General features: G+C 71.2%; 17 protein-coding genes. 11 read left to right on the top strand and 6 right to left on the bottom strand.

The window, feature by feature from the left end; genetic code table 11:
• Window positions 1-32 precede the first annotated feature (32 nt).
• A complete protein-coding gene (locus ACTMTU_RS19020) occupies window positions 33-1,295 on the bottom strand; it encodes a Tm-1-like ATP-binding domain-containing protein (RefSeq protein WP_441264666.1) in 1,263 nt (420 codons plus the stop codon).
• Window positions 1,296-1,355: 60 nt separating this feature from the next.
• Window positions 1,356-2,414: a LacI family DNA-binding transcriptional regulator gene (locus ACTMTU_RS19015; protein WP_441264665.1), complete on the bottom strand. Its 1,059-nt coding sequence runs from the start codon at window positions 2,412-2,414 to the stop codon at window positions 1,356-1,358.
• 219 nt (window positions 2,415-2,633) lie between these two features.
• Between ACTMTU_RS19015 and ACTMTU_RS19010 the strand changes: the two genes are divergently transcribed.
• The 4 genes from ACTMTU_RS19010 to ACTMTU_RS18995 are packed head-to-tail and all read left to right on the top strand — an operon-like array spanning window position 2,634 to window position 8,173.
• Window positions 2,634-3,875 (top strand): ABC transporter substrate-binding protein, encoded by a 1,242-nt coding sequence (locus tag ACTMTU_RS19010; protein WP_441264716.1) that lies wholly within the window; start codon window positions 2,634-2,636, stop codon window positions 3,873-3,875.
• Between the two features lies 1 nt (window position 3,876).
• Window positions 3,877-4,836, top strand: a complete 960-nt coding sequence (locus tag ACTMTU_RS19005) for a carbohydrate ABC transporter permease (RefSeq protein WP_441264664.1) — start codon at window positions 3,877-3,879, stop codon at window positions 4,834-4,836.
• A gap of 5 nt (window positions 4,837-4,841) precedes the next feature.
• Entirely contained in the window at window positions 4,842-5,705 is an 864-nt protein-coding gene (locus tag ACTMTU_RS19000; protein ID WP_441264663.1) for a carbohydrate ABC transporter permease, read from the top strand.
• Between the two features lie 50 nt (window positions 5,706-5,755).
• A complete protein-coding gene (locus ACTMTU_RS18995; RefSeq protein WP_441264662.1) occupies window positions 5,756-8,173 on the top strand; it encodes a glycoside hydrolase family 3 N-terminal domain-containing protein in 2,418 nt (805 codons plus the stop codon).
• Window positions 8,174-8,232: 59 nt separating this feature from the next.
• Here ACTMTU_RS18995 and ACTMTU_RS18990 read toward each other — a convergent pair whose 3' ends face one another.
• Together ACTMTU_RS18990 and ACTMTU_RS18985 are read right to left on the bottom strand one after the other, a co-directional pair.
• Window positions 8,233-11,412 carry a glycosyl hydrolase 115 family protein gene (locus tag ACTMTU_RS18990; protein ID WP_441264661.1) on the bottom strand — a complete coding sequence of 1,060 codons (3,180 nt, stop codon included), beginning with the start codon at window positions 11,410-11,412 and terminating at the stop codon, window positions 8,233-8,235.
• A gap of 40 nt (window positions 11,413-11,452) precedes the next feature.
• Window positions 11,453-12,583 (bottom strand): endo-1,4-beta-xylanase, encoded by a 1,131-nt coding sequence (locus tag ACTMTU_RS18985; RefSeq protein WP_441264660.1) that lies wholly within the window; start codon window positions 12,581-12,583, stop codon window positions 11,453-11,455.
• Window positions 12,584-12,818: 235 nt separating this feature from the next.
• On the opposite strand from ACTMTU_RS18985, the gene zwf reads away from it, so the two are divergent.
• From zwf to ACTMTU_RS18955, 6 genes are all read left to right on the top strand, one after another.
• The gene (zwf, locus tag ACTMTU_RS18980; RefSeq protein WP_441264659.1) at window positions 12,819-14,402 is read left to right on the top strand and encodes a glucose-6-phosphate dehydrogenase; all 1,584 of its coding nucleotides are present in this window, start codon (window positions 12,819-12,821) and stop codon (window positions 14,400-14,402) included.
• Complete coding sequence (opcA, locus tag ACTMTU_RS18975) at window positions 14,399-15,346, top strand: glucose-6-phosphate dehydrogenase assembly protein OpcA (protein WP_441264658.1); 948 nt, start codon at window positions 14,399-14,401, stop codon at window positions 15,344-15,346. The genes zwf and opcA overlap by 4 nt, the downstream gene beginning before the upstream one ends.
• A gap of 539 nt (window positions 15,347-15,885) precedes the next feature.
• A complete protein-coding gene (locus ACTMTU_RS18970; RefSeq protein ID WP_037775423.1) occupies window positions 15,886-16,104 on the top strand; it encodes a hypothetical protein in 219 nt (72 codons plus the stop codon).
• Window positions 16,105-16,296: 192 nt separating this feature from the next.
• On the top strand, window positions 16,297-17,103 hold the full coding sequence (locus ACTMTU_RS18965) for an HlyD family efflux transporter periplasmic adaptor subunit (RefSeq protein WP_441264657.1): 807 nt from the start codon (window positions 16,297-16,299) through the stop codon (window positions 17,101-17,103).
• Window positions 17,100-19,412 carry an NHLP family bacteriocin export ABC transporter peptidase/permease/ATPase subunit gene (locus ACTMTU_RS18960; protein WP_441264656.1) on the top strand — a complete coding sequence of 771 codons (2,313 nt, stop codon included), beginning with the start codon at window positions 17,100-17,102 and terminating at the stop codon, window positions 19,410-19,412. The genes ACTMTU_RS18965 and ACTMTU_RS18960 overlap by 4 nt, the downstream gene beginning before the upstream one ends.
• A 1-nt stretch (window position 19,413) precedes the next feature.
• Window positions 19,414-22,266: an NHLP bacteriocin export ABC transporter permease/ATPase subunit gene (locus tag ACTMTU_RS18955; protein ID WP_441264655.1), complete on the top strand. Its 2,853-nt coding sequence runs from the start codon at window positions 19,414-19,416 to the stop codon at window positions 22,264-22,266.
• Between the two features lie 30 nt (window positions 22,267-22,296).
• Here the strand turns inward: ACTMTU_RS18955 and ACTMTU_RS18950 are convergent, their stop codons facing one another.
• On the bottom strand, window positions 22,297-22,683 hold the full coding sequence (locus tag ACTMTU_RS18950; protein WP_441264654.1) for a hypothetical protein: 387 nt from the start codon (window positions 22,681-22,683) through the stop codon (window positions 22,297-22,299).
• 329 nt (window positions 22,684-23,012) lie between these two features.
• The gene (locus tag ACTMTU_RS18945) at window positions 23,013-23,936 is read right to left on the bottom strand and encodes a MurR/RpiR family transcriptional regulator (RefSeq protein WP_307704857.1); all 924 of its coding nucleotides are present in this window, start codon (window positions 23,934-23,936) and stop codon (window positions 23,013-23,015) included.
• 109 nt (window positions 23,937-24,045) lie between these two features.
• On the opposite strand from ACTMTU_RS18945, the gene ACTMTU_RS18940 reads away from it, so the two are divergent.
• Window positions 24,046-26,613: a SpoIIE family protein phosphatase gene (locus ACTMTU_RS18940; RefSeq protein WP_441264653.1), complete on the top strand. Its 2,568-nt coding sequence runs from the start codon at window positions 24,046-24,048 to the stop codon at window positions 26,611-26,613.
• Window positions 26,614-26,619: the final 6 nt, after the last annotated feature.

Raw genomic sequence — 26,619 nt, 5'->3', positions numbered from 1 at the left:
CCCCGCCCCCGCCGTGCCGTGTGCCGCACGTGTCAGGCGCGGCCGGCCGTCGCCCCGCCCGCGGTGATCAGGCGGTGCAGGCGGTCCGCCGCGGCCCGGCCGAATGCCGGGCTGTTGATGTCCGTGTCGTACTCGACCACTTCGACGGCGCTGCCGGACAGACCGTCGCGCAGGGCGGCGAACAGCGCCTCGTCCAGGGCCGGATCGTGGTACGGGCCGCCCGGCGCGCCGAGCGTCGACAGGCCCCGCAGCGGTACGCACACCTCGGCCGGACCGGTCGCCTCCCGCAGCTTGGCGGCGACGCGGCGGCCGAGCTCGGCACACTCCTCCGCCGTCGTGCGGACCACGGTGATCGACGGGTTGTGCACCTGCACATCGCGTCCGCGCAGATGTCGGGGGACGGTGTCGGGCGGACCGAACTTCACCATGTCGAGGGCGCCCAGGCTCACCACCTGGGGCGTGCCCCGGCGTCCGGCGGCGGTCAGTCGGTCCGGTCCGGCGGTGAGGATCCCGCCGACGAGGTCGTCGGCGAGCTCGCTGAGGGTCAGGTCCAGTACGCCCGCGAACAGACCCTGCCCGGCCAGCGACTCCAGCGTCCGGCCGCCGGCTCCGCTGACGTGGAACACCAGCACCTCGTAGCCCAGTCCGGTCAGCCGTTCGCGGGCGGCGTCGACGCCCGCGGTCGTCACCCCCGCCATGCTCGCGGCTATGAGTGGCCTGCCGCCCGCGGCGAGCTCCGTGGGGAGCAGCGCCTTTCGGTGTGCTTCGAAACCTTTCGCCATGCCGGCCGCCGCGTGCGCGGCGTTCGCCAGCACCGGGGCCAGGACGCTGTTCACGCCGGCGATGTCCACGATGCTGTACATCATGGTGATGTCGGACGCCCCGACATAGGGCGACACATCACCGGCGGCCATCGAGGAGACCATCAACTTCGGTACTCCCAGCGGCAGTTCCCTCATCGCCGTGGTCGCGATCGACGTTCCGCCGCTGCCGCCCACCGCGAGGACGGCGTGCAGCCGGCCCTCGTCGTACAGGCGCAGCACGCTCGCGGCGGCCCCGCGGGCCATGGCCGTCACGGCCGTGCCGCGGTCCGCGGCCGCCCGTAGTCCGGCCAGGTCGGCGCCGGCCGCGCGGGCCACTTCGGAACGCGGCACGTCGGCCTCGATCCGCGGCTCGCCCACCACGCCGGCGTCGACCACCAGCACCTCGACCCCGGCGGCCAGCAGTCGTTCACGCAGCCAGCCGTACTCCACACCCTTGGTGTCCAGCGTGCCCACCAGTACAACTGTCGCCATGACACGTACTGTTCGCGGAAATCCGGCGGTCGACAAGAGTGCCTGACCGGTCGTCCCCGGTCAGGCGGCGGGCGGAGCGGTGCTGTTGCGAACCACCAGGCTGGTCGCCAGGTCGATCCGGGTCGCGGCCGGCCGCCGGCCGCGACCGAGGTCCAGCACGAGCCGTGCGGCGGCCTCGGCCATCTCCGTCAGCGGCTGCCGCACGGTGGTGAGCGGCGGGCCCACCCAGCGCGCCAGCGGCAGATCGTCGAAGCCCACGATGCTCAGGTCTTCCGGGATCCGGACCCCGAGCTCCCGGGCGGCCTCGTAGAGACCGAGGGCCTGAAGGTCGTTGCCGGTGAACACGGCGGTCGGCGGCTGCGGCAGCCGCAGCAGTTCGAGACCGGCGGCGTGGCCGGCCTCGTGGTGGAAGTCGCCCTCCCGTACCAGCTCGGCGTCGACCGGCACGCCGGCGCTCTCCAGCGCCGAGCGGTAGCCGTCGATGCGGGCGCGGCTGCACATCATCCGCGAGGGGCCGCCGATCACGCCGATCCGGCGGTGGCCGAGCTCGAGCAGATGCCGGGTGGCGGCGAGGCCGCCCTGCCAGTTGGTGGCGCCGACCGAGGGCACCTCGTCACCAGGGTCGCCGGCCGGGTCCACCACGACGAACGGGATGTCGCGGCTGGTCAGCTGGGCGCGCTGGGCCGGGTCGAGGTCGGAGAGGACCAGGATCACCCCGGCGGGGCGACGGGCGAGGACACCGTCCACCCACGTCTGGCCGGGCATGAGCCGCCCGGCGCTCTCCGAGAGGACCAGGGACAGGCCCTCTTCCCGCGCCACGTTCTCCACCCCTCGGATGACCTCCATGGCCCAGGAGCTCTCCAGCTCGTGGAAGACGAGGTCGATCATCCGGGACTGCTGCGAGGCGCCGCGCCGCCGGCGGTAGCCGTGGCGGCGCAGCAGCTCCTCCACCCGGGTGCGGGTGGCGGCGGCGACATCGGCTCGCCCGTTCAGGACTTTCGAAACTGTCGGAGCCGACACGCCGGCCGCGCGGGCGATCTCGGCCAGTGTGGCACCGCCCTCGACAGTTTCGTCCGAGGACGGATCCTCCGGTCGGGACTGGACGTCTGCGGGTCTCATGCAGGGATCGTAGCCCGCCGCACGCTGTGCACAAGCTCTGACCGCTGATCGCGGAAAGCTTTCGCGGGACCTCTTGACGCGCCGGAAACGCACTCGTACCGTTCCGGCAACATTCGCCAAGCAATTCGAAACATTCGATGAGGGGCAGTTATGGGGTCGGGCTTTCTCCGCAGAGGTACGGGTACGGCCAGATGGACCGCGGCGCTCGCCGCGACGGCGATGGCCGCGGTCCTCGCCGGCTGCGGCTCCGGCAGCGGCACCGGGGCCGCGAACAGCACCATCACCGCCTACGTCTACGGCGACGACGCGGTGAAGGTTCAGCAGGCGGCGGTCGACGAGTTCAACAAGACGTCGGACGTCAAGGTCAAGCTGGTCTCGGTCCCCGGCGCCGAGTACGTCAACAAGCTCCGCACCGCCATGGGCTCGCCCAACGCCCCGGACGTCTTCTTCAACTGGGGCGGCGGCTCCATCAAGCCGTACGTGGAAGCCGGCCAGCTCGTCGACCTCTCCGCGCACTTCCAGAAGGACGAGACCCTGCGGAGCGGGTTCCTGCCGTCCATCGTCGAAGCGGGCAGCCTCGACGGCAAGGTCTACGGCGTACCCATGCGCGGCATGCAGCCGGTGATGCTCTTCTACAACAAGACCCTGTTCGCCGAGAACAACCTCCAGCCGCCGAAGACCTGGGACGACCTGCAGAAGGCCATCAACACCTTCAAGGCGAAGAAGATCACGCCGTTCGCGCTCGGCGGCACCGACGCCTGGACCCAGCTCATGTGGCTCGAGTACCTGCTCGACCGCATCGGCGGCCCCGAGGTCTTCAAGAAGATCCAGAACGGTGACTCCTCCGCCTGGGGCGACCCTGCGGTCCTCAAGGCCGCGCAGACGACCCGGCAGCTGATCGACGACGGCGCCTTCGGCAAGAACTTCAACTCGGTCTCCTACTCCAACGGCGGCGCCCCCGCGCTCTTCGCCCAGGGCAAGGCCGCGATGCACCTGATGGGCTCGTGGGAGTACTCCACCCAGCTTGGCAAGGCCCCCGACTTCGCCAAGAAGGACCTCGGCTGGACCGCGTTCCCGACCGTGGCCGGCGGCACCGGTGACCCGGGCAACGTCGTGGGCAACCCCACCAACTACTGGTCGGTCAACGCCCGCACCAAGCACAAGGACGCCGCCATCGACTTCCTGAAGACGATGGCCTCCAAGGAGTACTCGAAGGCCCTCGTCGACAACGGCGACATCCCCACCACCGCCAACGCCTCGCAGATGCTCCAGACTTCGCCCAACCCCGGGTTCGCCGAGTTCCAGTACAAGATGGTCCAGCTGGCCCCGAGCTTCACGCTCTCCTGGGACCAGGCGCTGGAGGCGAGCAAGGCCACCCCGATGCTCACCGAGATCAACAAGCTGTTCGCAGGCAAGTCCACGCCGGAGCAGTTCGTCGAGGCCCTGAAGGCGCTCAAGTAACATGACAGAAGTTTCCACACCGCTCGAGAAGCAGCGGAGCAGAGCGGCGGCCGCCACGAAGCGCGGCCGCCGCACTGCGGCGGGCCAGGGCTTCGGCCGTCCCTCCGTCACCTGGGCACTGCCCGGCATCCTCTTCTTCGGGCTCTTCGCAATCGTGCCGATGGCGCTGGCCGTCTATCTGTCCTTCTGCTCCTGGGACGGACTAACCGCACCGACGCCCGTCGGACTCGACAACTGGACGCGGCTGTTCAAGGATCCGGAATTCCGCCAGGCCGGCTGGCTCAGCCTGCTGCTGACCGTCATCAGCTGGGCCTTCCAGACGCCCATCGCGCTGATGCTGGGCGTATGGGCGGCAGGCAGGCAGCGCAACCGCGCAGTGCTCTCCGCGATCTTCTTCGTCCCCCTGCTGCTGTCCACCACGGCGATCGCGGTGCTCTTCCACACGCTCCTCGACCCCAACTTCGGTGTGATCAAGGAGATCGGGCCCTGGTTCGGGATCGACCCCAACATCCTGGGCTCGTCCACCGGAGCGCTGCTCACCGTGGCCTTCGTCGGCGGCTGGCAGTTCATGCCGTTCCACACCCTGATCTACCAGGGCGGCACCCGGCAGATCCCGCAGGTGCTCTACCAGGCGGCCTCGATCGACGGGGCGGGACCGGTCCGGCAGTTCTTCTCGATCACCCTGCCCCAGCTGCGCAACACCATCACCACGTCGTCGGTGCTGATGATCGTCGGATCGCTGACGTACTTCGACACCGTGCTCATCATGACCAAGGGCGGACCCGGCACCGACACCACGATCGTGCCCTATCTGATGTACCGCACCGGTTTCCAGAGCTACGACCTCGGCTATGCCAGCGCCATCGCCACGGCGCTCGTCGTGGTGGCGACCGCCCTGTCCCTGCTGATGGTGAAGTTCAGCGGATTCGGGTCCATGCGCTCCACCAGGGAAGGAATGTGACCGGCGTGTCCGCACAGCTGAACACCGCAAGGACCGTGCGCAGGACCCGCCGCCGGCCGAAGGGCAACCCGCTCGTCGGCCTGGGAGCACTGGCCTGGCTCGTCATCGTGCTCGTGCCGCTCTACACCTTGCTCTCCTCCTCACTGACCCGGCAGGACCAGGCGCTCAGCGGCAACCCGCTGGCCCTCCCGACCGATCCCACGCTCGAGAACTACAACACCGTGCTCAGCAGCGGCTTCTTCACCCTGCTGGCCAACACCGCCGTCGTGGCCGTCGCCACGGTCGCCATCGTGCTGGCGCTCTCCGTCCCGCTCGCCTACGTGGCCGTGCGCACCAGGAGCAGGCTGTCTTCGATGGCCTTCCGGACCTTCCTGCTCGGCGTGGCCATCCCGGCCCAGGCCGTCGTCGTGCCGCTGTACCTCCTCATCGCAGAGATGGGCCTGTACGACTCGCTGGCAGCGGTGATCCTGCCGACCGCCGCGTTCTCGATGCCGGTCGCCGTGCTGGTGCTCACCTCGACCCTCCGTGACATCTCGGAGGAGCTGTACGAGGCGATGGGGCTGGACGGCGCCACGCCGCTGCGCATGCTGTGGCAGCTCGCGGTGCCCATGTCGCGGGCCGGTATCAGCACCGTCGCGATCTTCTCGGCACTGCAGGCGTGGAACGGCTTCCTGTTCCCGCTGATCCTCACCCAGTCCGAGGAACAGCGTGTGCTGACCCTCGGCCTGTTCAACTTCATGGGCCAGTTCGGGCTCAACGTCCCCGCCCTGCTCGCGGCCGTCGTGCTCTCCGTGATCCCCATCTTCACGGTTTATCTCTTCGCCAGGCGCGCCCTTGTCAACGGCCTGATGGGCGTCGGCGGCAAGTAACCCGCCACCCAGCCCGCACATTTGCCACCACCGAGAGGAACCCCTGCCCGATGGCAATTCCGCATGCCCCGGACGCGCCCACCGCGCTCCCCGACGCCGAAGGCCCCTGGCGCGACCCCTCGCTCAGTGACGCAGAACGGGTCGACGACCTCATGGGCAGAATGACCCTCGAGGAGAAGACGGCCCAGCTCTACGGCGTGTGGGTGGGCGCCGACGGCGACGGCGACGGTGTGGCCCCCCACCAGAACGACATGGTCGACCCGGTCGACTGGGACAGCCTCATCAGCCGCGGCCTCGGCCAGCTCACCCGGCCCTTCGGCACCGCTCCCGTCGACCCGGCGACCGGCGCGGTGGCACTGGCCCGCGCGCAGCGGGAGATCGCCGACGCGAACCGCTTCGGCATCCCGGCGCTCACCCACGAGGAGTGCCTGGCCGGCTTCACCGCCTGGTCCGCCACCGCCTACCCCGTACCGCTGGCCTGGGGCGCCACCTTCGACCCCGACCTGGTCGCCGGGATGGCGCGCCGCATCGGCGAGGACATGCGCGCCGTGGGCGTGCACCAGGGACTCGCCCCCGTCCTCGACGTCGTCCGCGACCTGCGCTGGGGCCGGGTGGAGGAGACGATCGGCGAGGACCCGTACCTCGTCGCGACCCTCGGCACCGCCTACGTGCAGGGGCTCCAGTCCACCGGGATCATCGCCACCCTCAAGCACTTCGCCGGCTACTCGGCATCCGCCGGCGCCCGCAACCTCGCCCCCGTCCGCGCCGGCGCGCGCGAACTCGCGGACGTCATCCTCCCGCCGTTCGAGATGGCCCTGCGGGAGGGCGGCGCCCGCTCCGTGATGCACTCCTACGCCGAGATCGACGGAGTGCCCGCCGCGGCGGACGCCCGGCTGCTGACCGAACTCCTCCGGGAGACCTGGGGCTTCGACGGCACGGTCGTCGCGGACTACTTCGGCATCGGCTTCCTCGAGACCCTCCACAAGGTCGCCGCCGGGCGCGGCGACGCCGCACGGCTCGCGCTGACCGCCGGTGTCGACGTCGAACTGCCGACCGTCCGCGCCTACGGCGACGCGCTCGTCGAAGCGGTGAGGGACGGGCTGGTGCCGGAGGCGCTCGTCGACCGCGCGCTGCGCCGGGTCCTGCTCCAGAAGTGCGAACTGGGCCTGCTCGACCCCGACTGGTCCCCGCTGCCCCCGGTGCTCCAGGGATCGGACGGCGTGCTGCGGGGATCGGACGGCGAAGCGGAGACCTTGCGCGGCACCGTCGACCTCGACCCGCCCGGCAACCGGGAGACCGCCCGTCTCGTCGCCGAGCAGTCCTGCGTGCTGCTCGCCAACGACGCCGGCGTACTGCCGCTCCGCGACACCGCGCGGATCGCGGTCGTCGGACCCCGTGCCGACGACCCGCTGGCCATGCTCGGCTGCTACTCCTTCCCAAGCCACGTCGGCGTCTCGCACCCCGGGATTCCCCTCGGCGTGGACATCCCGACCGTGCTGGCGTCGCTGACCGACGAGTTCCCCGGTGCCGCGGTCCGCCACGCCGCCGGCTGCGACGTCGACGGGCCCGACACCTCCGGCATCGCCGAGGCGGTGCGTCTCGCCCAGGACGCCGACGTATGCGTGGCCGTGCTGGGCGACCGCGCCGGACTCTTCGGCCGCGGCACCTCCGGCGAGGGCTGCGACGCCGCGGACCTCTCCCTGCCCGGCGTCCAGGCCGAGCTGCTGGACGCCCTGGTGGCCACCGGCGTCCCCGTGGTGGCCGTGCTGGTGACGGGCCGTCCGTACGCGCTCGGCCGCTGGGCGGACCGGCTCGCGGCCGTGGTGCAGGCCTTCTTCCCCGGCGAGGAGGGCGGACCCGCCCTGGCCGGGGTGCTTTCCGGGCGCGTCAACCCGTCCGGCCGGCTGCCGGTCGGGGTGCCGTACGGGCCTGGCGGCCAGCCCTGGACGTACCTCCAGCCGCCGCTCGGACTGGCGGGCGGGGTGAGCAACCTCGACCCCACACCGCTGTTCCCGTTCGGGCACGGACTCTCCTACACGACCTTCCAGTGGGAGGCCGGGCCGCCCGCTCCCGCGGAACTCCCCACCGACGGGTCGGCCGACATCGGCGTGGTGGTGCGCAACACCGGCGACCGCGACGGCGCCGAGGTCGTCCAGCTCTATCTGCACGACCCGGTCGCCCAGACCACCCGGCCGCAGGTCCGGCTGATCGGCTACGCCAGGGTGGAGCTCGCGGCGGGGCGGGCGGCGCAGGTCCGTTTCCGCTTCCACGCCGACCTGGCGTCCTTCACGGGCGTCGCCGGGCGCCGGATCGTCGAACCGGGCGACCTCGAGCTGCGGTTCGCGACGTCCAGCGCGCCCGGCGACGCCCGGCACACGATGCGGCTGCGCCTGACCGGCCCGGAGCGCACAGTGGGCCACGACCGCGTGCTGCACCCCGACACCGTCGTCGAACCGGTCGACGGCTGACCCCGAGCACCGCACACGAGATCCCCGGGAGCGGACCGCTCCCGGGGATCTCCTGTTCCTCAGCGCAGCCGCATGCTCTCCGGCGGCCCGAGATAGCTGGGCCGCAGACCGCCGGTGTCGACGACCAGCTTCTGCAGCACCACCGTCGGGTCGACCATCCAGAACCGGAGCACATGCCGGCCCGCACGGCCGATCCGGTGCTCGGTGCCGGTGAGGTTGACGTTGTCGGAAGTGGTGCGCGCCCACCGGCGGTTCATCGTGCCGTCGTCGGACCCGGTGGCCTTCGTGATGTTCACCGTCCGCGGCCGGTCGTCGTCGAAGGACACCGCGTACTTCAGCCCGTCCGTCGCCAGCACGTTGTTGCGGGGCGAGAGGTACGCCCACACGGTGACCCGGCCGGTGGTGAACAGGGTCAGCTCGTACTGGAGATGAGGACCGTCACCCGGGGTGCGGCGCGCCGCCGTCACCGGGAACGGCTCCATGCCGCCGCCGGTGCGGCCGATGCCCGGGATGCGCTGCCAGGTCACAGAACTGCTGCCCACGGCCTTCGCGTAGTGCTCGGCCTCGATGGAGACGTAGCCGTTCGCCTCGATGAAGCCGGACAGCCGCGCACGGGACACGCGCGGATTGTCGATCACCGCTTCGACACGCACCGTGCGGCCGTCCGGGCCGCGGACGTCCACCGGCAGCCGGGTGGTGCCCTTGGGCGCCCTGGACCAGTCGACGCGCAGGGTCACCCGCTGCTGTGTCCCGACCCGGCCGCGCGGCCGGTCGGCGCTGAGCCACGGGGCGCCGGTGCGGACCTCGTAGTTGAAGGACCCGCCACCCCGGTTGAAGACCTCGATGTACTGGGCCGGCTGGCTCTGGTACGGGCTGAAGACCGGCAGTGTGGCCGGCGTCCGCTCCTCGTTCGGCCACCATGCCGCGCTGCCGTCGACCGCCACGCCCATCTCCGGACGCTCGGGCAGCTCGATGCGCTTGACGGCGGGGAAGATCTCGTCGGGCAGCGCGACGTGGTTCAGCTCCGGCTGCTGCCACGGCGCGTTGGGCCCGTAGCGTGCGACATCGCCGTAGCCGATGTGCGGCTGGGTCTGGAAGCCGCGCCACTTGCCGCCCGCGACCTCGTTGTTGAACCGGTCGGAGAGCGCGAAGTCGTCGGCGAGCCGGGCCTCCGCCCGGGCCGCCAGTTCGTTGGTGAGAGCCCGGCCCTGGGCCGCGTAGTGGAGGTTGGTGAACTCGGCCTCGCGCAGCGCGTACACGTTGGCGGTGGCCTCGACCTCGTAGCCGACGAGCTGGTACCAGGCGTCCTGGCCGGCGGCCGGTATCCGGCGGCCGATCTCCCGTGCCTCCCGGGCCAGCTGCCGCCAGTCCTCCGTGGCCCGCTCCAGCTCCCGGTAGTCGGTGAGGCTGAAGGGGGTGGCCTCGTCGTCGTGGACGACGGCGCTGTCGTCCGTCGTGAGGTCCTTGGCCGGGTCCAGGGTGATCCTGCGGTTGAGCAGTTCGGGCTTGCGCCGGGACTGGAGCCGGGCGTAGCGGTCCAGCACGGCGGCGATCGCGGCGGCCTCCCGTTCGCCGAAGTTCTGCCGGGCGTAGCCCAGTTCCCACTCGGGGAGCCGGTCCAGCTCCCAGCGGCGCGGGTTCCACGCGTAGTCCATGAAGAACTGCGTGGGCAGTTCGTTGCCCTTCAGATCGCCGACGTTGGTGACCCACAGCCGGTCGTTGCCGTACGCGAAGGACTGGCTGAGCTGATCCCACATGTTGGGCAGCGTGGTGGTGTCGACCCACTTGTAGTTGCGGCCAACGCCCACATAGTCGAAGTGGTAGTAGAGGCCGTAGCCGCCGTCGCGGGCGTCGGTGGAGAGCGAGGGCACCTTGCGGACGTTGCCCCAGTTGTCGTCCGTGAGCACGACTGTCACGTCGTCGGGGACCCGGAGCCCGCGGTCCCAGTAGCGCTGCACCTCCTTGTAAAGCGTCCACACCTGCGGCAGTGCCGCCGGGTCCTTGCCGGTGATCTCGGTGATGATGGTGCGCTGGGTGGCGATGATCTCGCTCATCAGGTCGATGGCGTCGCCGTCGGGCAGGCTGGTGTCACCGTTGCCCCGCATACCGAGGGTGATGACGCCCTCGAAGTCCTCGTCCTTCATCCGGCGGACCCCGTCGGCCCAGTACGCCTTGACGGCCTCCTTGTTGCGCCGGAAGGACCACTCGCCGGTGCCGCCGTAGGGGTCGTGACCGGGTGTGGTGATGTTGCCGTCCTGGTCGCGCACCGCGGGGACGGCGTGCCGGTTCCACTCCTCGATGCCGCGCATCATCGGCGCCTCGTGCGAGGTGCCCATCACGATGCCGTACGCCTTGGCCGTGGCGTGGTTCAGCGGGTCGTCCTCGGCGAACGCCCGGCCCCAGACGGCCGGCCACAGGTAGTTGGCCTTGAGCCGGAGCATCACCTCGAAGACCTTGGCGTAGAAGGCCGCGTTGAAACCGCCCTCGAAACCGGGGGCCTTGCCCGGGCCGAAGAAGGCGGGCGCCCAGGTGCCCAGCGCCGGGTTCTCGTCGTTGATGAAGATGCCCCGGTACTTCACCGCCGGGGTGCCCTGGGTGTGCCTGCCGCGCCGCACGTACAGCGCGTCGCGGTGGCGCGGCGCGACGTCGTCCCACCAGTACCAGGGGGAGACCCCGATGCCGCGGGAGACGTCGTACGCGCCGAAGATCGTGCCCCGCTGGTCGCTGCCCGCGATCACGAAGGCGCGGTCGACGCCGGGCATCGGTTGTTCGACGACCGTCTGCAGCGACGTCTCCCACTTGCCTTCGACGCCGCGCACATCGAGCTTTCCGGCCGCGATCAGCCCGTCGATCAACGGACTGCGGCCGATGGTGCCGACGATCGTGACCTCCCGCTGCCGCGGGACGCCGTCCTGGAGCAGCGCCGGCCGCACACCGGTGACCCGTTCGATGTCGTCCCGCAGATCGCCCACGACGCGGACGACGCCTTCGTGGTCGGCGGAGCTCACCACGACGGGAACCGCTCTGCCCGCCCGGACCAGCGGGAAGCCGCCCGGTTCCGGTGCGAAGGAGATGTACGAGCCGGGGTCCGTCGCCCGGCTCGTGCCGCCGCCCGGCGCGGCCCATGCCGCGCCGGGGGCCAGCAGGGCCGAGCCGAGGGGAGTGGCCAGGGCGGTCAGTCCGAGGCCGAGTCCCAGTACCGTTCTGCGGCTCGCGCCGCCCGGAGAATGCCGTTCCATGCTGCCCTTTCCTTGGCGAATGTCTTCTCGTACCGGGTTCTCAGCGACGGCGGCCGGCGAGGGTCAGGTCCTGGCGGAGGGCGTCGAGCGCCGGCTTCGCCGCGTAGTTCTCGTCGAGGACGTTGGCCGCGCCCTCGCCCTCGAAGGTGCTGGGCACCCACGAGTACTTGTCGGTGAAGCCCCAGACCGTGAAGTCGGTGCAGCGCCGGGTGACGAGGCAGGCGCCCAGCAGCACGCTGTAACCGCGCGCCTGCGCCTGGAGCTTGATGTTGTCGGCGGGCATCGGCATCCGGACGTCGGCCTCGGTGATCGCGCTCTCCATGCCGAGGTCGTCGAACCGCTTCAGGTTGGCCGCGACGTCCCCGGGGAAGCCGTACTGGACGGCGAAGTGGCCCTGGAGGCCGACGCCGTGGACCGGCACGCCCTCCCGGCGCAGCTGCTTCACCAGCTCGTACAGGGCGGTGCTCTTCGCGTTGACGCCCTCGATGTTGTAGTCGTTGATGTAGAGCTTCGCGCCCGGGTCGGCCCGGTGGGCCCAGCGGAAGGCGTCGGCGATGTAGCCGGGGCCCAGGTTGCGCAGCCAGATGCTGTCGCGCAGTGTCCCGTCGTCGTTGAACGCCTCGTTGACGACGTCCCACTGCCAGATCCGGCCCTTGAAGTGGCGTACCTCCTCGGTGACGTGGCGGCGCAGGATCTCCCTGAGTTCCTCGGGCGTGAAGGAGCCCTCGGTCACCCAGGCGGGGAGCTGGTTGTGCCAGACGAGCGTGTGGCCGCGCACCAGTTGCTTGTGGGAGCGGGCGAAGTCGACGAGCCCGTCCGCGGCGGCCCAGTCGTGCTTGCCGCGCTCGGGTTCGGTGAGCTGCCACTTCATCACGTTCTCCGCGGTGACCGACGAGAACTCGCGGGCCACCGTCTCGCGGTAGGTGCTGTCTTCGGCGAGGGCGGAGGTGTCGACGGCCGTGCCGATCCGCAGTCCGGCCCTTTTGCCGAGGGCGCCGAGGGTCGGGTCGCCCGCGGAGCCCTTCGAGGGCGCCACGGTCTCCTCGCCGGCGCCCGCGGCGCCGGCCGCGGCGCCGGCCGCGGCGGCCGCGGAGGCGGCGGGCAGCGTGAAGGTGGCGAGAAGTCCTGCCGTTGCGGCGCTGATCGCCAGGGCACGGGTCACCTTGAGCACGGATGTTCCCCTTCGGTGGGGCGGAGCCTTCCGGAGAGCCCGGGAGGGCGTTTTCGAAACTTTCGAAAGTAGCTCCGCAATTTTCTGTGGAACCTAGGGCCTGGCAAATCGGTGGGTCAATCCCCCTGCACGGAAGTCGCACCGACGGGTGTGTGAGCCCCGGCAAGATCAGCGGGAGATGCGATGCTCGGAAGCGACGCATCCGAACGCCGTAGGCGCAGGGAGGCCTGACCCCATGTCACAGAACAGGTCGCAGGAGAGCTCGCGGCAGCGGACCCGGCAGAGGCCGCCGGACGGCGGCTGGGTCAATCCGCTGAGGGACCCGCTGGACAGGCGGCTGCCCCGTATCGCAGGCCCCTCCGGACTGGTCATCTTCGGCGTGACCGGGGACCTGTCGCGCAGAAAGCTGATGCCGGCGATCTACGACCTGGCCAACCGCGGGCTGCTGCCTCCGGGCTTCTCGCTCGTCGGCTTCGCCCGCCGGGAATGGCAGGACCAGGACTTCGCCGAGGTGGTGCACCAGGCCGTCAGGGACCACGCCCGTACGCCGTTCCGCGAGGAGGTGTGGCGGCAGCTTTCGGAGGGAATGCGGTTCGTCCAGGGCGACTTCGGCGACGACGCCGCATTCGAGCACCTCAGGTCGACCGTCGACGACCTCGACAGGGCCCAGGGCACCGGCGGCAACTTCGCCTTCTACCTCTCCGTGCCGCCGAAGTTCTTCCCCGAGGTCGTCCAGCAGCTCAAGGACCACGGCCTGTCCGACGCACCCGAGGGCTCCTGGCGGCGTGCGGTCATCGAGAAGCCGTTCGGCCACGATCTGGCGAGCGCCTGCGAACTCAACGAGATCGTGCACGAGGTGTTCGCACCCGACGAGGTCTTCCGCATCGACCACTATCTGGGCAAGGAGACCGTTCAGAACATCCTGGCGCTGCGGTTCGCCAACTCCCTTTTCGAGCCGATCTGGAACCGGTCGTACGTCGACCATGTGCAGATCACGATGGCCGAGGACATCGGCATCGGCGGCCGGGCCGGCTACTACGACGGCATCGGCGCCGCCCGTGACGTGATCCAGAACCACCTCCTCCAGCTGCTGGCGCTGACCGCGATGGAGGAGCCCGCCTCCTTCGACGCCGCGTCCCTCGTCACCGAGAAGCTCAAGGTCTTCAAGGCCGTCAAGCTCCCGGCGGACCTGGCCCGGTCGACCGTGCGCGCGCAGTACGCGGCGGGCTGGCAGGGCGGCGAGAAGGTCGTCGGCTACCTCCAGGAGGAGGGCATCGCCCCCGACTCCAGGACCGACACGTACGCCGCGATCAAGCTGGAGATCGACAACCGCAGGTGGGCGGGCGTCCCCTTCTATCTGCGCACCGGCAAGCGGCTCGGCCGGCGCGTCACCGAGATCGCGGTCGTCTTCCAGCGTGCCCCGCACTCGCCGTTCGACTCCATGGCGACCGAGGAGCTCGGCCAGAACGCCCTGGTCATCCGCGTCCAGCCGGACGAGGGCGTGACCGTGCGGTTCGGCTCCAAGGTGCCGGGTACATCGATGGAGCTGCGCGACGTGACGATGGACTTCGCCTACGGAGAGTCGTTCACCGAGTCCAGCCCCGAGGCGTACGAGCGCCTCATCCTCGACGTGCTGCTGGGGGACGCCAACCTCTTCCCGCGCACGGAGGAGGTGGAGGAGTCCTGGCGGATCCTCGACCCCGTCGAGGAGTTCTGGGACCGCAGCGGAAAGCCGGCGCAGTACCCGGCCGGCACCTGGGGGCCCGCCGAAGCGGACGACATGCTCGCACGAGACGGACGGAGCTGGCGAAGGCCATGAAGATCGACCTCACCGACACCACGGCCGGCAAGATCAACAAGGCGCTCGTCCGGGGCCGCCGCGCCATCGGCACCCCCGCCGTCGGCATGGTGCTCACCCTGGTCATCGTCACCGACGAGGAGAACGCCTACGACGCCATCAAGGCGGCGGGCGACGCCTCCCGCGAACACCCCTCCCGCACCCTCGTCGTCATCAAGCGCCACGCCCGCTCGCCGCGCGACCGCCACGACACCCGCCTCGACGCCGAGGTGCGCCTCGGCAGCGACGCCGGAGCCGGCGAGACGGTGCTGCTGCGGCTGCACGGCGAACTCACCCATCGAGCGGACTCGGTGGTGCTGCCGCTGCTGCTGCCCGACGCGCCCGTCGTCGTCTGGTGGCCGGTGGACGCCCCGCCGGTCCCCGCCAAGGACCCGCTGGGCGCCCTCGCGCAGCGGCGCATCACCGACGCGTACGCCGTGGAGCGCCCGATCGAGGAGCTCGACGCCCGCGCGTCCGGATACGAGCCGGGTGACACCGACCTCGCCTGGACCAGGCTCACCCCGTGGCGTTCCATGCTCGCTGCCGCGCTGGACCAGGCCCGTGCCGAGGTCGTCTCCGCGGTGGTCGAGAGCGAGGCCGACAACCCCAGCGCCGAGCTGCTCGCCCGCTGGTTCGCCGACCGGCTGAAGGTGCCGGTCGAGCAGGTCGTCACCGACGGGCCGGTCGTCACCGCGGTCCGGCTCCGCACCGCCGACGGAGAGATCCACATCGACCGCCCGGAGGGGCCCGTCGCCCGGCTCAGCATCCCGGGGCAGCCCTCCCGTGTCCTCGCGCTGAAAGTACGCAGCACCGCGGAGCTCGTCGCGGAGGAACTGCGCCGGCTCGATCCGGACGAGGCCTATGCCGCGGCGCTGCACGCGCAAATCACCGCCCCTGCGCCCAAATCGGCGCCGGACAGCGCCTGAACAACACCCGGCGCAACTCTCCGCAATTACGCGGTAACTCGATCGCGGGGTGGGGCCTCCCGCTGTTCTGCGGCCCCGCCCCGCCTCGGTGTGAAGGCATTGTGAGGTGCCGTCAAAAAACCTCCTCCTTCAATGAATCTGCACACCGAATGCTCAGGCGGCACACCGTCTCCCGATTCCGGTCCCTCGTCCTGCCTCCGTCCTGACCTGCGACTATCTGTGTCTGTGCGGGAATGTCCAGTTCTCTGCGGGATGACCGGCCGAGTACCCGGCGCGCGAATCTGGCGATCTCGTGAAGGAGATGGCGTCAATTCATGTAGGGACGTCCACGCGGCGGTAATTAGGTGCCGTTCTCGCTGGCAATCCGCTTGGCGTGATTGGCTGCTCAACGGCCTTACGTGCTTTGATCCTTCGCACCGCGGGATTCGAAGAAGGGTTCCCGGATCCGGGAATCCCCCCACGCCCGCCAGGCGGCCGGTACCGCTCTTTTTCGTGCCGGGCGCTGCAATATCGAAATATCCATCCGAAGGGAACTTCTCATGAGCTTCGTCCCCACCCAGGAGATCGCCGACTCCGAGCTGGACAACATCGCCGGCGGTCTCCACAGCGCCACGGTGAGCAACGCCACCGCCGCCCTTGACAGCATCGCCCCGGTCTCCGGCACCGTCGCCACCGTGACGGGCGTCGTCGAGGGTGCCACCGGCATCAACACCGCGGCCATCACCGGCCCGGTCACCGGTCTCGTCGCCGGCCTGTAAGACCCGCGGCTCGTCGGCACCCCTCTGCCGGCATTGCCGAGCCGTGTGCCCCGGAGCCGGCCAGGTTCCGGGGCGCACGGCCGCGCGTGGTTCCGGCGCCACCGCCCCCCGCGCGGGCCCGCCCACCGCACAAAGTGCGGCCGGACGGCGCCCAGTTCCCCCGTAACCCCAGGCAGTTGAGGGAAGAGCATCGTGCAGTTCCGCCAACAGGCCCTTTCCAAACTGCAGTCACCGGAAGAGATCGACCTTCCGGTCCGCTTCGCCCGGCCGCAGGGGCTGCTCGTTCTCACCGTCACCGTCGTCGTCATGATCGCGGCAAGTATGTGGGCGGTGATGGGCAAGGTGTCCTCCACGGTCGACGCGCCGGGCATCCTCACCCACGCCCAAGGCAGTTACGTGCTGCAGAGCCCGGTCGCGGGCCAGGTCACGGAGGTCCTCGCCCAGGAGGGTGACAGGCTCCGCGCCGACGCGCCCCTGCTGAAGGTCAGCACCCCGCAGGGCGTCACCGTCGTGCGCGCCATCGCCGCCGGCCGGCTGACCACCCTCGTCACCGCGATCGGCTCCGTCGTCACCCCCGGCGCGGACGTCGCGGCCGTCGAACGGATCGAGAAACCGGACGACCCCCTGATGGCCGTGCTGTACCTGCCCGCGGAGAACGCCTCCACCGTGCCCGTCGGCGCCAAGGTCGACCTGAGCGTCCAGTCCGTGGCCACGCAGAAGTACGGCGTGCTGCGCGGCCGCGTCAAGACGGTCGGCAGGACCGCCCAGAGCAGCCAGCGGATCACCGCGTTCCTCGGCAGCAGTCAGCTGGGCGAGCAGTTCTCCCGCGCCGGTCAGCCCGTCTCCGTACTGGTCGAACTGGACACCGCCCCGGGCACGGAGTCCGGATACCGGTGGTCGTCGTCCGACGGGCCGCCGTACGCGCTCGAATCCATGACCCTGACCGGCGGCGCCGTCCACCTTGCCGAGCAGCGCCCGATCGATTGGCTGCTGCCGTGACCCGGACCGAGAACAACGCACACCGGCCCCAGCAGCAGTTGCCGCCGGCAGTCGGCCGCGGCAGGCACCGGCCCGAGGCGCCCGCGCAGGGCGGACGCCGCGGGACGCGCCGCGCCGCGCCGCCGCCCCGCCGTAAGCAGCAGCGGCGCGGCAGCAGGCCCCGATCCGTGCGCACCCCCACCGTGCTCCAGATGGAGGCCGTGGAGTGCGGGGCGGCCGCCCTCGCGATGGTGCTCTCCCACTACGGCCGCCATGTGCCGCTGGAGGAGCTCCGCATCGCCTGCGGCGTCTCCCGCGACGGCTCACGGGCCAGCAACGTCCTGAAGGCGGCGCGCAGTTACGGCCTCGCCGCAAAGGGCATGCAGATGGAGGCCACCGCGCTCGCCGAGGTGCAGCCGCCCGCCATCCTGTTCTGGGAGTTCAACCACTACGTCGTCTACGAGGGCACGGGCCGCAGGTTCGGCCGCCGCGGGGTGCACATCAACGACCCCGACAAGGGACGCCGTTTCGTCCCCGCGGAGGACTTCGACACCAGCTTCACCGGGGTGGCCCTGGTCTTCGAGCCGGACCGGAACTTCCGTAAGGGCGGCCGCAAGCCGGGCATCTTGGCGGCGGTCCCCGCCAGGCTGCGCGGCACCGCGGGCACCCTCCTCGCCGCCTTCCTCGCGAGTCTCCTCCTCGTCGCGGTGGGCGCGGCCGTGCCGGCGCTCAGCCGCACCTACATCGACATGTTCCTGATCGGCCGGCAGACCTCGCTGCTCGGGACCCTGTTCGCCGCCATGGCGGCGACGGTGGCGCTGACGGCCGTGCTCACCGGACTCCAACAGGCGAACCTGCTGCGCGGGCGGATCATCTCCTCCACCCTGAGCAGCGCCCGCTTCCTGCGCCATCTCCTGCGGCTGCCCGTCACGTTCTTCGCCCAGCGCAGCCCGGCCGACCTGGTGCAGCGACTGCAGTCCAACGACGCGGTGGCGGAGACCCTCGCGCGGGACCTCGCGGCGGCCGCCGTCGACGGCGTGGTGGTGATCCTCTACGCCGCGCTCCTGTGGAGCTACGACCCCCAGCTCACCGTCGTGGGCGTGCTGATCGCCCTGCTCAACGTCGTGGCGATGCGCATCGTCATCAGACTGCGCGCCACCCACACCCAGAAGCTGCGCGCCGACAGCGCCCGGCTCACCAACACCTCGTACACCGGTCTGCAGCTGATCGAGACCATGAAGGCGACCGGCGGGGAGAACGGCTTCTTCCGCCGGTGGGCCGGCCAGCACGCCACGACCCTCGACGTCCAGCAGCGCCTCGGCGTCCCCAGTGCGGTCCTGGCCGTCGTCGCCCCGACCCTCGCCACGCTCAACAGCGCCCTCATCCTGTGGATCGGCGGTCTGCGGGCCGTGGAAGGCCATATATCGATCGGTCTCCTTGTCGCCTTCCAGGCGCTGGTGGCCCGCTTCACCGCCCCGATCACCCGGCTGAACGGAGTGGCCGGCCGGATCCAGGACTTCGCCGCGGACGTCGCCAGGCTCAAGGACGTCGAGAGCTTCCCCGTCGACCCCCTCTACTCCCGCGAGGAACCGGACCCGAGCAGCCGCCGGCTCAAGGGGCATGTGACGCTCGAGAACATCACCTTCGGCTACAGCCCGCTCGACGCGCCGCTGCTGAGCGGCTTCTCGCTGACCGTCGGACCGGGCCGGCAGGTCGCCCTCGTCGGCGGCTCCGGGAGCGGCAAGTCCACCGTCTCCCGGCTGATATCGGGTCTCTACACGCCGTGGGAGGGCACCATCCGGATCGACGGCCGGCTGCTGGCGGACATCCCCCGCGGGGCGCTCGCCGCCTCCGTCTCCTTCGTCGACCAGGACATCTTCCTCTTCGAGGGCACCGTCCGCGACAACGTGACCCTGTGGGACCCCTCCATCCCCGACGAGGCCGTGGAGAACGCACTGCGGGACGCGGCCGTGCACGACGTGATCATGCGCCGTCCCGACGGCATCCACAGCCGCGTCGAACAGGACGGCCGCAACTTCTCCGGCGGACAGCGCCAGCGCCTCGAGATCGCCCGCGCCCTGGTGCGCCGGCCCAGCATCCTGGTGCTCGACGAGGTCACCAGCGCCCTGGACGCGGAGACCGAGCGCCTCATCATCGACAACCTGCGCCGCCGGGGCTGCGCGTGCGTGGTCATCGCCCACCGGCTGAGCACCGTGCGCGACAGCGACGAGATCGTGGTGCTGGACCACGGCTCCGTCGTCGAACGGGGCCGCCACGAGGAACTGGTGGCCGCCCAGGGACCGTACGCCGAACTCGTCAAGGAGCACTGACGTGTCATCCGTACCCCCGGCGGCCACCGCTTTCCACCAGGCCCACGAGCAGTCCGACGCGGTGCTCCACGCACTCGGCGGCCTCGGCGCGCCCGTCGACACCACCGGCCTGCGCAGCCTGCACCTGGAGGGGCCGCAGGTGATGTGGCTCGTCGTGGGCGGCGCCCTGGACCTGTTCGCCGTGGACGCCGCGGAAGAGGGCCACTGGCACTTCCTCGGCCGGCTCGAACCGGGCACGCTGCTCCTCGGCCCGGTCGAGGGCCCCCGGCACACCCTGACGGGCCGGCCCTCGCAGGACTGCGTGCTGCGCCGGATCCCGCTGCGGGAGCTGTACGTACCGGACCAGGCGTACCCGCCCGCCTATCAGGACCCGTACGGCCGGACGGCGGCCACCCAGCTCGAGTACGCCTTCGGGCTCGGCGTGGGCCGTGGTCTGGGGGTGCTCTTCGAGGCGCCGCTCGAGGGCCGCCCGGCCGGCGAGGAGGCGATGGCCGACGACGACGTCCTGTGGATGCAGGTCGAGCCGGGCAGCGTGCAGTACGGGGCCTCCTACAGCGCGGAGGCGGCAGGCGACCTGCTGGTCGAGGGCTCCATGTGGCAGAGCATGGTGAACCAGCAGTACCGGCTGCTGTCCGCGGTCGACGGCTGGATCGAAGCGCTGGAGCGCGCGCACGAGGACCGGACGGCCGCAGGCATCAAGGCGGGCGCCGATGTGCGCGCCCGGGCCGACGAGGCGCTGCTCGCCTCCATCGGCAGGCCGGACCGTGCCACCCGCGGCGCCGGCGGCGCGGACGGCGACGACACGCTGCTGGCGGTGTGCCGGCACGTCGCGGACGCCGCCGGGATCGCGCTCACCGAACCCCCGAGGGGTGGCCCGGCGGACGACCGCGTCGGCCCCGTCGAACGCATCGCCGTGGCCTCCCGTGTCCGTACCCGGCCCGTGCGTCTCCAGGGCCGCTGGTGGCGCACCGACGCCGGCCCGCTGGTGGGCCACCGGGCCGCCTCCGGCGCCCCCGTCGCACTGATCTGGCGCCGTGGACGCTACGAAGCGGTCAACCCGATCACCGGCTCCCGCACCCGGGTCGGCAGCGACAACGCGGACGACTTCGAGGAACGCGCCGTCATGCTCTACCGGCCGCTGCCCGAGCGGCCCGCCAGCATCTGGCGGCTGGCCCGCTTCAGCCTCCGCGGCAGCCGCAAGGACCTGCGGAACCTGGCCGTCGCCGGCCTCGTCACCGTCGGCCTCGGCGCGCTGGTGCCGATCGCGACCGGACAGATCCTGGGCGTGTACGTGCCCAAGGCGGAGAGCGGCCTGATCGTGCAGGTCTCGCTCGCCCTCATGGTCACGAGCATCGTCTCAGCCGCGTTCATGCTGTTGCAGAACCTCACCGTCCTGCGGATGGAGGGCCGGATCGAGAGCACCCTCCAACCCGCCGTCTGGGACCGGCTGCTGCGGCTGCCGACCAAGTTCTTCGCCGAACGGTCGACCGGAGAGCTGGCGAGCGCGGCCATGGGCATCAGCTCGATGCGCCGCGTGCTGTCCGGCATCGGCCCGGTGGCCCTGCAGTCCACCACGGTCGGTGCGATGAACGTCGTGCTGCTCCTCTGGTACAGCGTCCCGCTGGCGCTCGCGGCCATCGGCATGCTGCTCGTCATCGGCGCGGTGTTCCTCGGCATGGGGCTGTGGCAGGTCCGCTGGCAGCGCAAGCTGGTGGAACTCTCCAACAAGCTCAACAACCAGGCGTTCCAGACCCTGCGCGGCCTGCCCAAGCTGCGGGTCGCCGCGGCGGAGAGCTTCGCGTACGCGGCGTGGGCGCGGCAGTTCGCCCGCTCCCGCGAACTCCAGCAGCGGGTCGGCCGGATCAAGAACCTGACCACCGTGCTGGACGCGGTCTATCTGCCGCTCTGCTCGCTCATCATGTTCATGCTGCTCGCAGGACCGGCACGCGGGTCCATGTCGGCGGCGGAGTTCCTCACCTTCAGCACCGCCGTCACCATGCTGCTGACGTCCGTCACCCAGCTCACCGGCGTGCTGGTGTCGGCGGCCGCCGCACTGCCCATGTTCGAGCAGGTGCGCCCCATCCTCGACGAGGCCCCCGAAGTGCGCGGTGCGAGCGCGCAGCCGGGCACCCTGTCCGGCGCTGTCGAGGCCAGGAAGCTCACCTTCCGGTACGCCGAAGACGGCCCGCCGGTCCTCGACGACGTGTCGCTCCAGGTGCGGCAGGGCGAGTTCGTGGCGATCGTCGGCCCGAGCGGGTGCGGCAAGTCGACGCTGCTGCGGCTGCTCATCGGCTTCGACCGGCCCCTCTCCGGCACGGTCCTCTACGACGGCCAGGACCTGGCCGCGCTGGACCCCGCCGCCGTGCGCCGGCAGTGCGGTGTCGTGCTCCAGAACGCCCAGCCGCTCACCGGCTCGATCCTCGACTGCATCTGCGGCGCGGAGACGTTCTCGCAGGACGAGGTCTGGGAGGCCGCGGAGATGGCGGGCCTGGCGGAGGACATCAAGCGGATGCCGATGGGCCTGCACACCCTGATCTCCTCCGGCGGCGCGATCTCCGGCGGTCAGCGGCAGCGGCTGATGATCGCCCAGGCCCTGGTGCGCCGCCCGCGCATCCTCTTCTTCGACGAGGCCACCAGCGCGCTCGACAACGAGACGCAGCGCGTGGTCATCGAGAGCACCCGCCGGCTGGACGCCACCAGGGTCGTGATCGCCCACCGGCTGTCCACCGTGATGGACGCGGACCGGGTGATCGTGATGGAGGAGGGCCGGGTCGTCGAGGAGGGCCGGCCCGCAGAGCTGCTCGCCGACGCGGGCGGCCGGCTCCACGGACTGGTACGGCGGCAGCTGGCGTGAGCGGGGGACAGCGGGCCGGCGTGGCGCGGGCTACCGCCTGCGGTGCGTGCCGCCGCCGCCCGTGAGGAGGGCGTCGCCGACGAGCCTCACCCCGCGCGCCAGCCGCCCGAGCTGCTCGAGCTCGACCGCGTACAACCGGATCGTGTTCTCGATGACGCTCTCCGCCACGCCCAGCGGAGGCAGTTCGCACCGGGAGGTCTGCAGGGCTGTCCGTACCGCGCGCATCTCGTGCTGTATCTGGAGCTGTGCGTGCCGGGCGAGCAGGACGGGGTGCCTGTTGAGGGTCGAGTAGCCGGCGTAGCGGGCGGGCAGCAGATCGCGCAGCCAGCGCGCGGCGGTCCGCTCCCAGTCATGGCTGCCGGGTGCCTTGACCTGGCAGGGCCAGTCCGGATCGACCGGGGAGAGGGTTCGGGACATTCGACGTCGCTCCGGGTGGTGCCGATGAACTCTGATCGAGAGAGGTGCGGCGGTCCCGGCCCAGGGGTTGACCGGGACCGCCGAGGGCGTCCGCGGCGGAATGCGGAGCCCGGATTGAACACCGGAGGACGGCGCGAGGAGGGAGCGCCGTACCCGGGTGTTCGGTTGGTGAGGGCTCGGGTGCGGCCCTCATGGCTACGGAGGACACCGGCGCCAGAAGCAGTAAATATATATACCGTCGAGTACGCAAGGGTATGAAAAATTTCATGCACCGCTGGGCATGAAAAATACCGGTAAGAGACCGGTTCGAGCACCGAAAGCCAGGCGGTTCAGTCGTCCAGGAAGAAGTCGTGCTGATCCGCCACCTGCTCGTAGCCCTCCAGCCGCACCTGCGTCCGCTCCGGATCGGCGTCCGCCATGGCCTGCAGCACGGCGGCGGACAGCACCCCGGGAGCGGCGTACGAGTCGAACACCAGCCGCGACCCCGTCCCCGCGGTCAGCGTCACATCGGCCTCGTCCACCAGCGGCCCCAGCGTCAGATCGGTGATCAGCGCGACCCGCAGACCGGTGCGGCGGGCCGCCCGCAGCGCCGCGAGCGTCTCGTTGGCGTGCCGGGGCATCGCGAAGGCCAGCACCCACGTGCCGCCCGCCTCCCGGGACTGCAGCAGCGCGTCGTAGGCGACGCTGCCGCCGCGGGTCACCAGCCGCACATCCGGATGGATACGGCGCGCCGCGTACGCGAAGTACTCCGCGAGCGAGACGGAGATCCGCAGCCCGAGAACCGTCAGCGGCATCGAGAAGGCCAGCTCCCGGCCGATGCCGAGCACCCGGTCGGTGTCCGCCAGTACCCGCCGCAGGTTCTCCAGGTTCTGGATCTCGGCGTCGACGGCCGCCTGCAACTCGTTCCGGCGGATCTCCGCACGTGTCTCCGGCGAACCGGCCACCGCGCTCAGCGCGATCGGCTGCAACGCCTCCCGCAGCGCCGGGTAGCCGCTGTAGCCGAGGGACGTCGCGAACCGGGTCACCGACGGCTGGCTGACCCCGACCCGCTCCGCGAGGTCGGTGATCGACAGGAACGCGGCCTCGGTCAGGTGGTCGATGATGTACTGCGCGATGCGCCGCTGACCAGGGGAGAGGCGGTGGCCGCCGAGCAGTGCGAGCACCCGCTCCGCGGGAGCGGGCTGCTGCTCCTCGGGCGGTCCGCCCGGGGTGATCGCGGCGGCCTGCGCACGTTCCTGCTGCCCTGATGGCACCGGTGTGCCCCCTTCTATGTGCAACTCCTGCTCAACATAGCCCACCGGCCGCGCCGGTCAGGGTGATCGTCCACGCGAGCGCCGGCCCACCGCGGCCCGCGTCGAGGAGATGCGCCGCCCGTACGGCCGGGAGCATGCTGGCAGGGTGACCCGGTACGGCGACGACGTGCCAGGGGCCCCCGCCCAGGAAGGCCCGGACCCCGTACACAGGCACGGCGAAGACCCGCAGGCGGACGAGCTCGCCATGGTCCTCGCCCAGGCCGAGGTCAGCGCCATCGAGGCGGTCGGCGGCTTCGCGGGCGGCCTGTACCTCCGGTCCGCCGCACCGGAGCTGCTGCGCCTGGCGGTGATCGCCGGACTGCCGTCGAAGCTGTTCCGGCACTGGTGGGGCATGCACGTGAACCGCCCCTTCCCGCACTCGGACGTCTACCGCACCGGTCAGCCCGTCTACCTCGGCGACGCCGAGGAGGCCATGCGCCGCTACCCCCAGCTCATGGCCGGCCTGCCGTTCCCCTTCGGATCCCTGTACGTGCCGATCTCCCACGACCGTGAATGCTTCGGCGTCCTCGGCGTGCTGCGTCCGGCCACCCCCGGTCAGCCGGTCTCCGAGGCCGACCGGCGGCGCATCCACGAAGTGGGTGACCGGCTCGGCGCCACGCTGGCCGCCATGGCGCCTGACCGGCCGCGCATCGAGTGGGACGCCGAACCGCTGGCCGTGACCCTCCAGGCGCTGACCGCCCCGCCCCTGCGCTTCGGCGCGTTCGACTGGAACCTGGAGGCGGGCACGGTGACCGGCGACGAGGGCTGGTGCGCCATCCTCGGCACCGACCCCTCGAAACTGCCGCTCACCGCGGAGGCGGTGGCCGCCCGCATCGAACCGGAGGACGCCTACGGGCTGTGGGCCCTGGCCCGCCGCTCCGCCGAGTCGGACCGACCGGTCACCCGCCGACTCCGCCTCCAGGGCGCCGACGGCCGGCCTCACCTGCTCGAACTCACCGGCCGCCGCAGACGCCCCACGGACGAGACGACGGCCACCCACCTGACCGGGTACCTGGTCGACCTCGGGGCCGGACCGGTCGTCCCCGAGGCCGCCGACCGGCTCCCGGTGGGCATCTGCTCCGTCGACCGCCTCGGACGCATCTCGTACATGAACGAGCACGCGGAGAGGCTCCTCGGCCAGCCCCGCGCCGATCTGATCGGACGCGTCCTGTGGGAGGCCGTCGAAGCGTTCGGGCAGGCCGCCCACGAGGACCACTACCGGGCGGCACTGCTCTCGCCCGACCCCGTCCACTTCCTGCTCAGGGGAACCGGCGAATGGCTGTCCGTCATCCTCTACTCGAGCCTCGACGGTCTCACCGTCACCCTCGACGCGGGCGAACAGCCCACCTACGCCCCGGGATCGGTGTCCTCGCCCGGCGCCGGTCTCGGCTCGCCGGCGGACCGGGCCGTGGCCCTGTACCGCCCGGTCGCCCTCGCCATCGCGCTCACCGAGGCGGTCACGGCGCGGCAGGTCTCCGCGGTGGTCACCGAGGAACTGCTGCCCGCGTTCGGCGGCCGCCAGCTGGCGATCTATCTCCTCAGCAACCGTCATCTGTACCTGGCCTGGGAGACAGGGTTCCCCAGGGGCTTCCTCAACCGCTTCGACGGAGTGGGCCTCGACACGAAACTGCCCGGCGTCGAGACGCTCACCTCCGGCCGGCCCCTGTTCTTCGAGTCGATGCAGAACCTCGCCGCCGCCTACCCCGGCATCCCCATGGACGCGCACGTCGGCGCCCGGGCCTTCCTGCCGCTGATCGCCTCGGGCCGCCCCGTCGGATCCTGCATCCTCGGCTTCGACCAGCCCCGCGGGTTCAGCCCAGAGGAGCGCACCGTCCTCACGGCGCTCGCCGGACTCATCGCCCAGGCCCTCGAGCGGGCCCGCAGGTACGACTCGGAGGCGGCGCTCGCCCGTGGCCTCCAGGACGCCCTGCTGCCGCACCGGCTCCCCGCCGTCGAGGGGCTCGACACGGTGGCCCGGCACCTGCCGGGCACCCAGGGCATGGAGGTCGGCGGCGACTGGTACGACGTGATCGACACCGGCCGGGGGATGGCGCTCATCATCGGGGACGTCCAGGGCCACGGCGTCCAGGCGGCCGCCACCATGGGACAACTGCGCAGCGCCGTACGGGCCCTCGCCGTCAGCGGTCACACTCCCGTGGAAGTGATGACCGGCACCAACCGGCTGCTCATCGACCTCGACCCGGGCCTCTTCGCCAGCTGCTGCTACATCGTGCTCGACCCGGCCACCGGCCGCGCCGACGCCGTCCGCGCCGGCCATCTCCAGCCCCTGCTGCGGCACCCGGACGGCCGCACGGACGTCCTCGCCCTGCCGGGCGGAGTGGTCCTGGGTGTGGACGCCCGCGCCGTGTACCCCGTCACGGAACTGGTCCTGGAGCCCGGCGCGGTGCTCGCCCTGTTCACCGACGGCCTCGTCGAACAGCCCGGCACCGACATCGACCTCGGGATCGAAAGGCTGCGGCACACGTTCTCCGAACTGGGATACGCCCCGCTGTCGGACACCGCCGACCGGCTCATCAACGAGGCCCGCCAGACCCCGGACCGCCCCGACGACATCGCCCTGCTGCTCGCCGCGCGGTGGTCACAGACCACCGGACCGCCCGTCGGCCCCACCCCGTGACCTTTG

Source organism: Streptomyces sp. OZ13, assembly GCF_052068155.1.
Taxonomy (GTDB): domain Bacteria; phylum Actinomycetota; class Actinomycetes; order Streptomycetales; family Streptomycetaceae; genus Streptomyces.
This window is presented reverse-complemented; position numbering and strand designations above follow the sequence as displayed.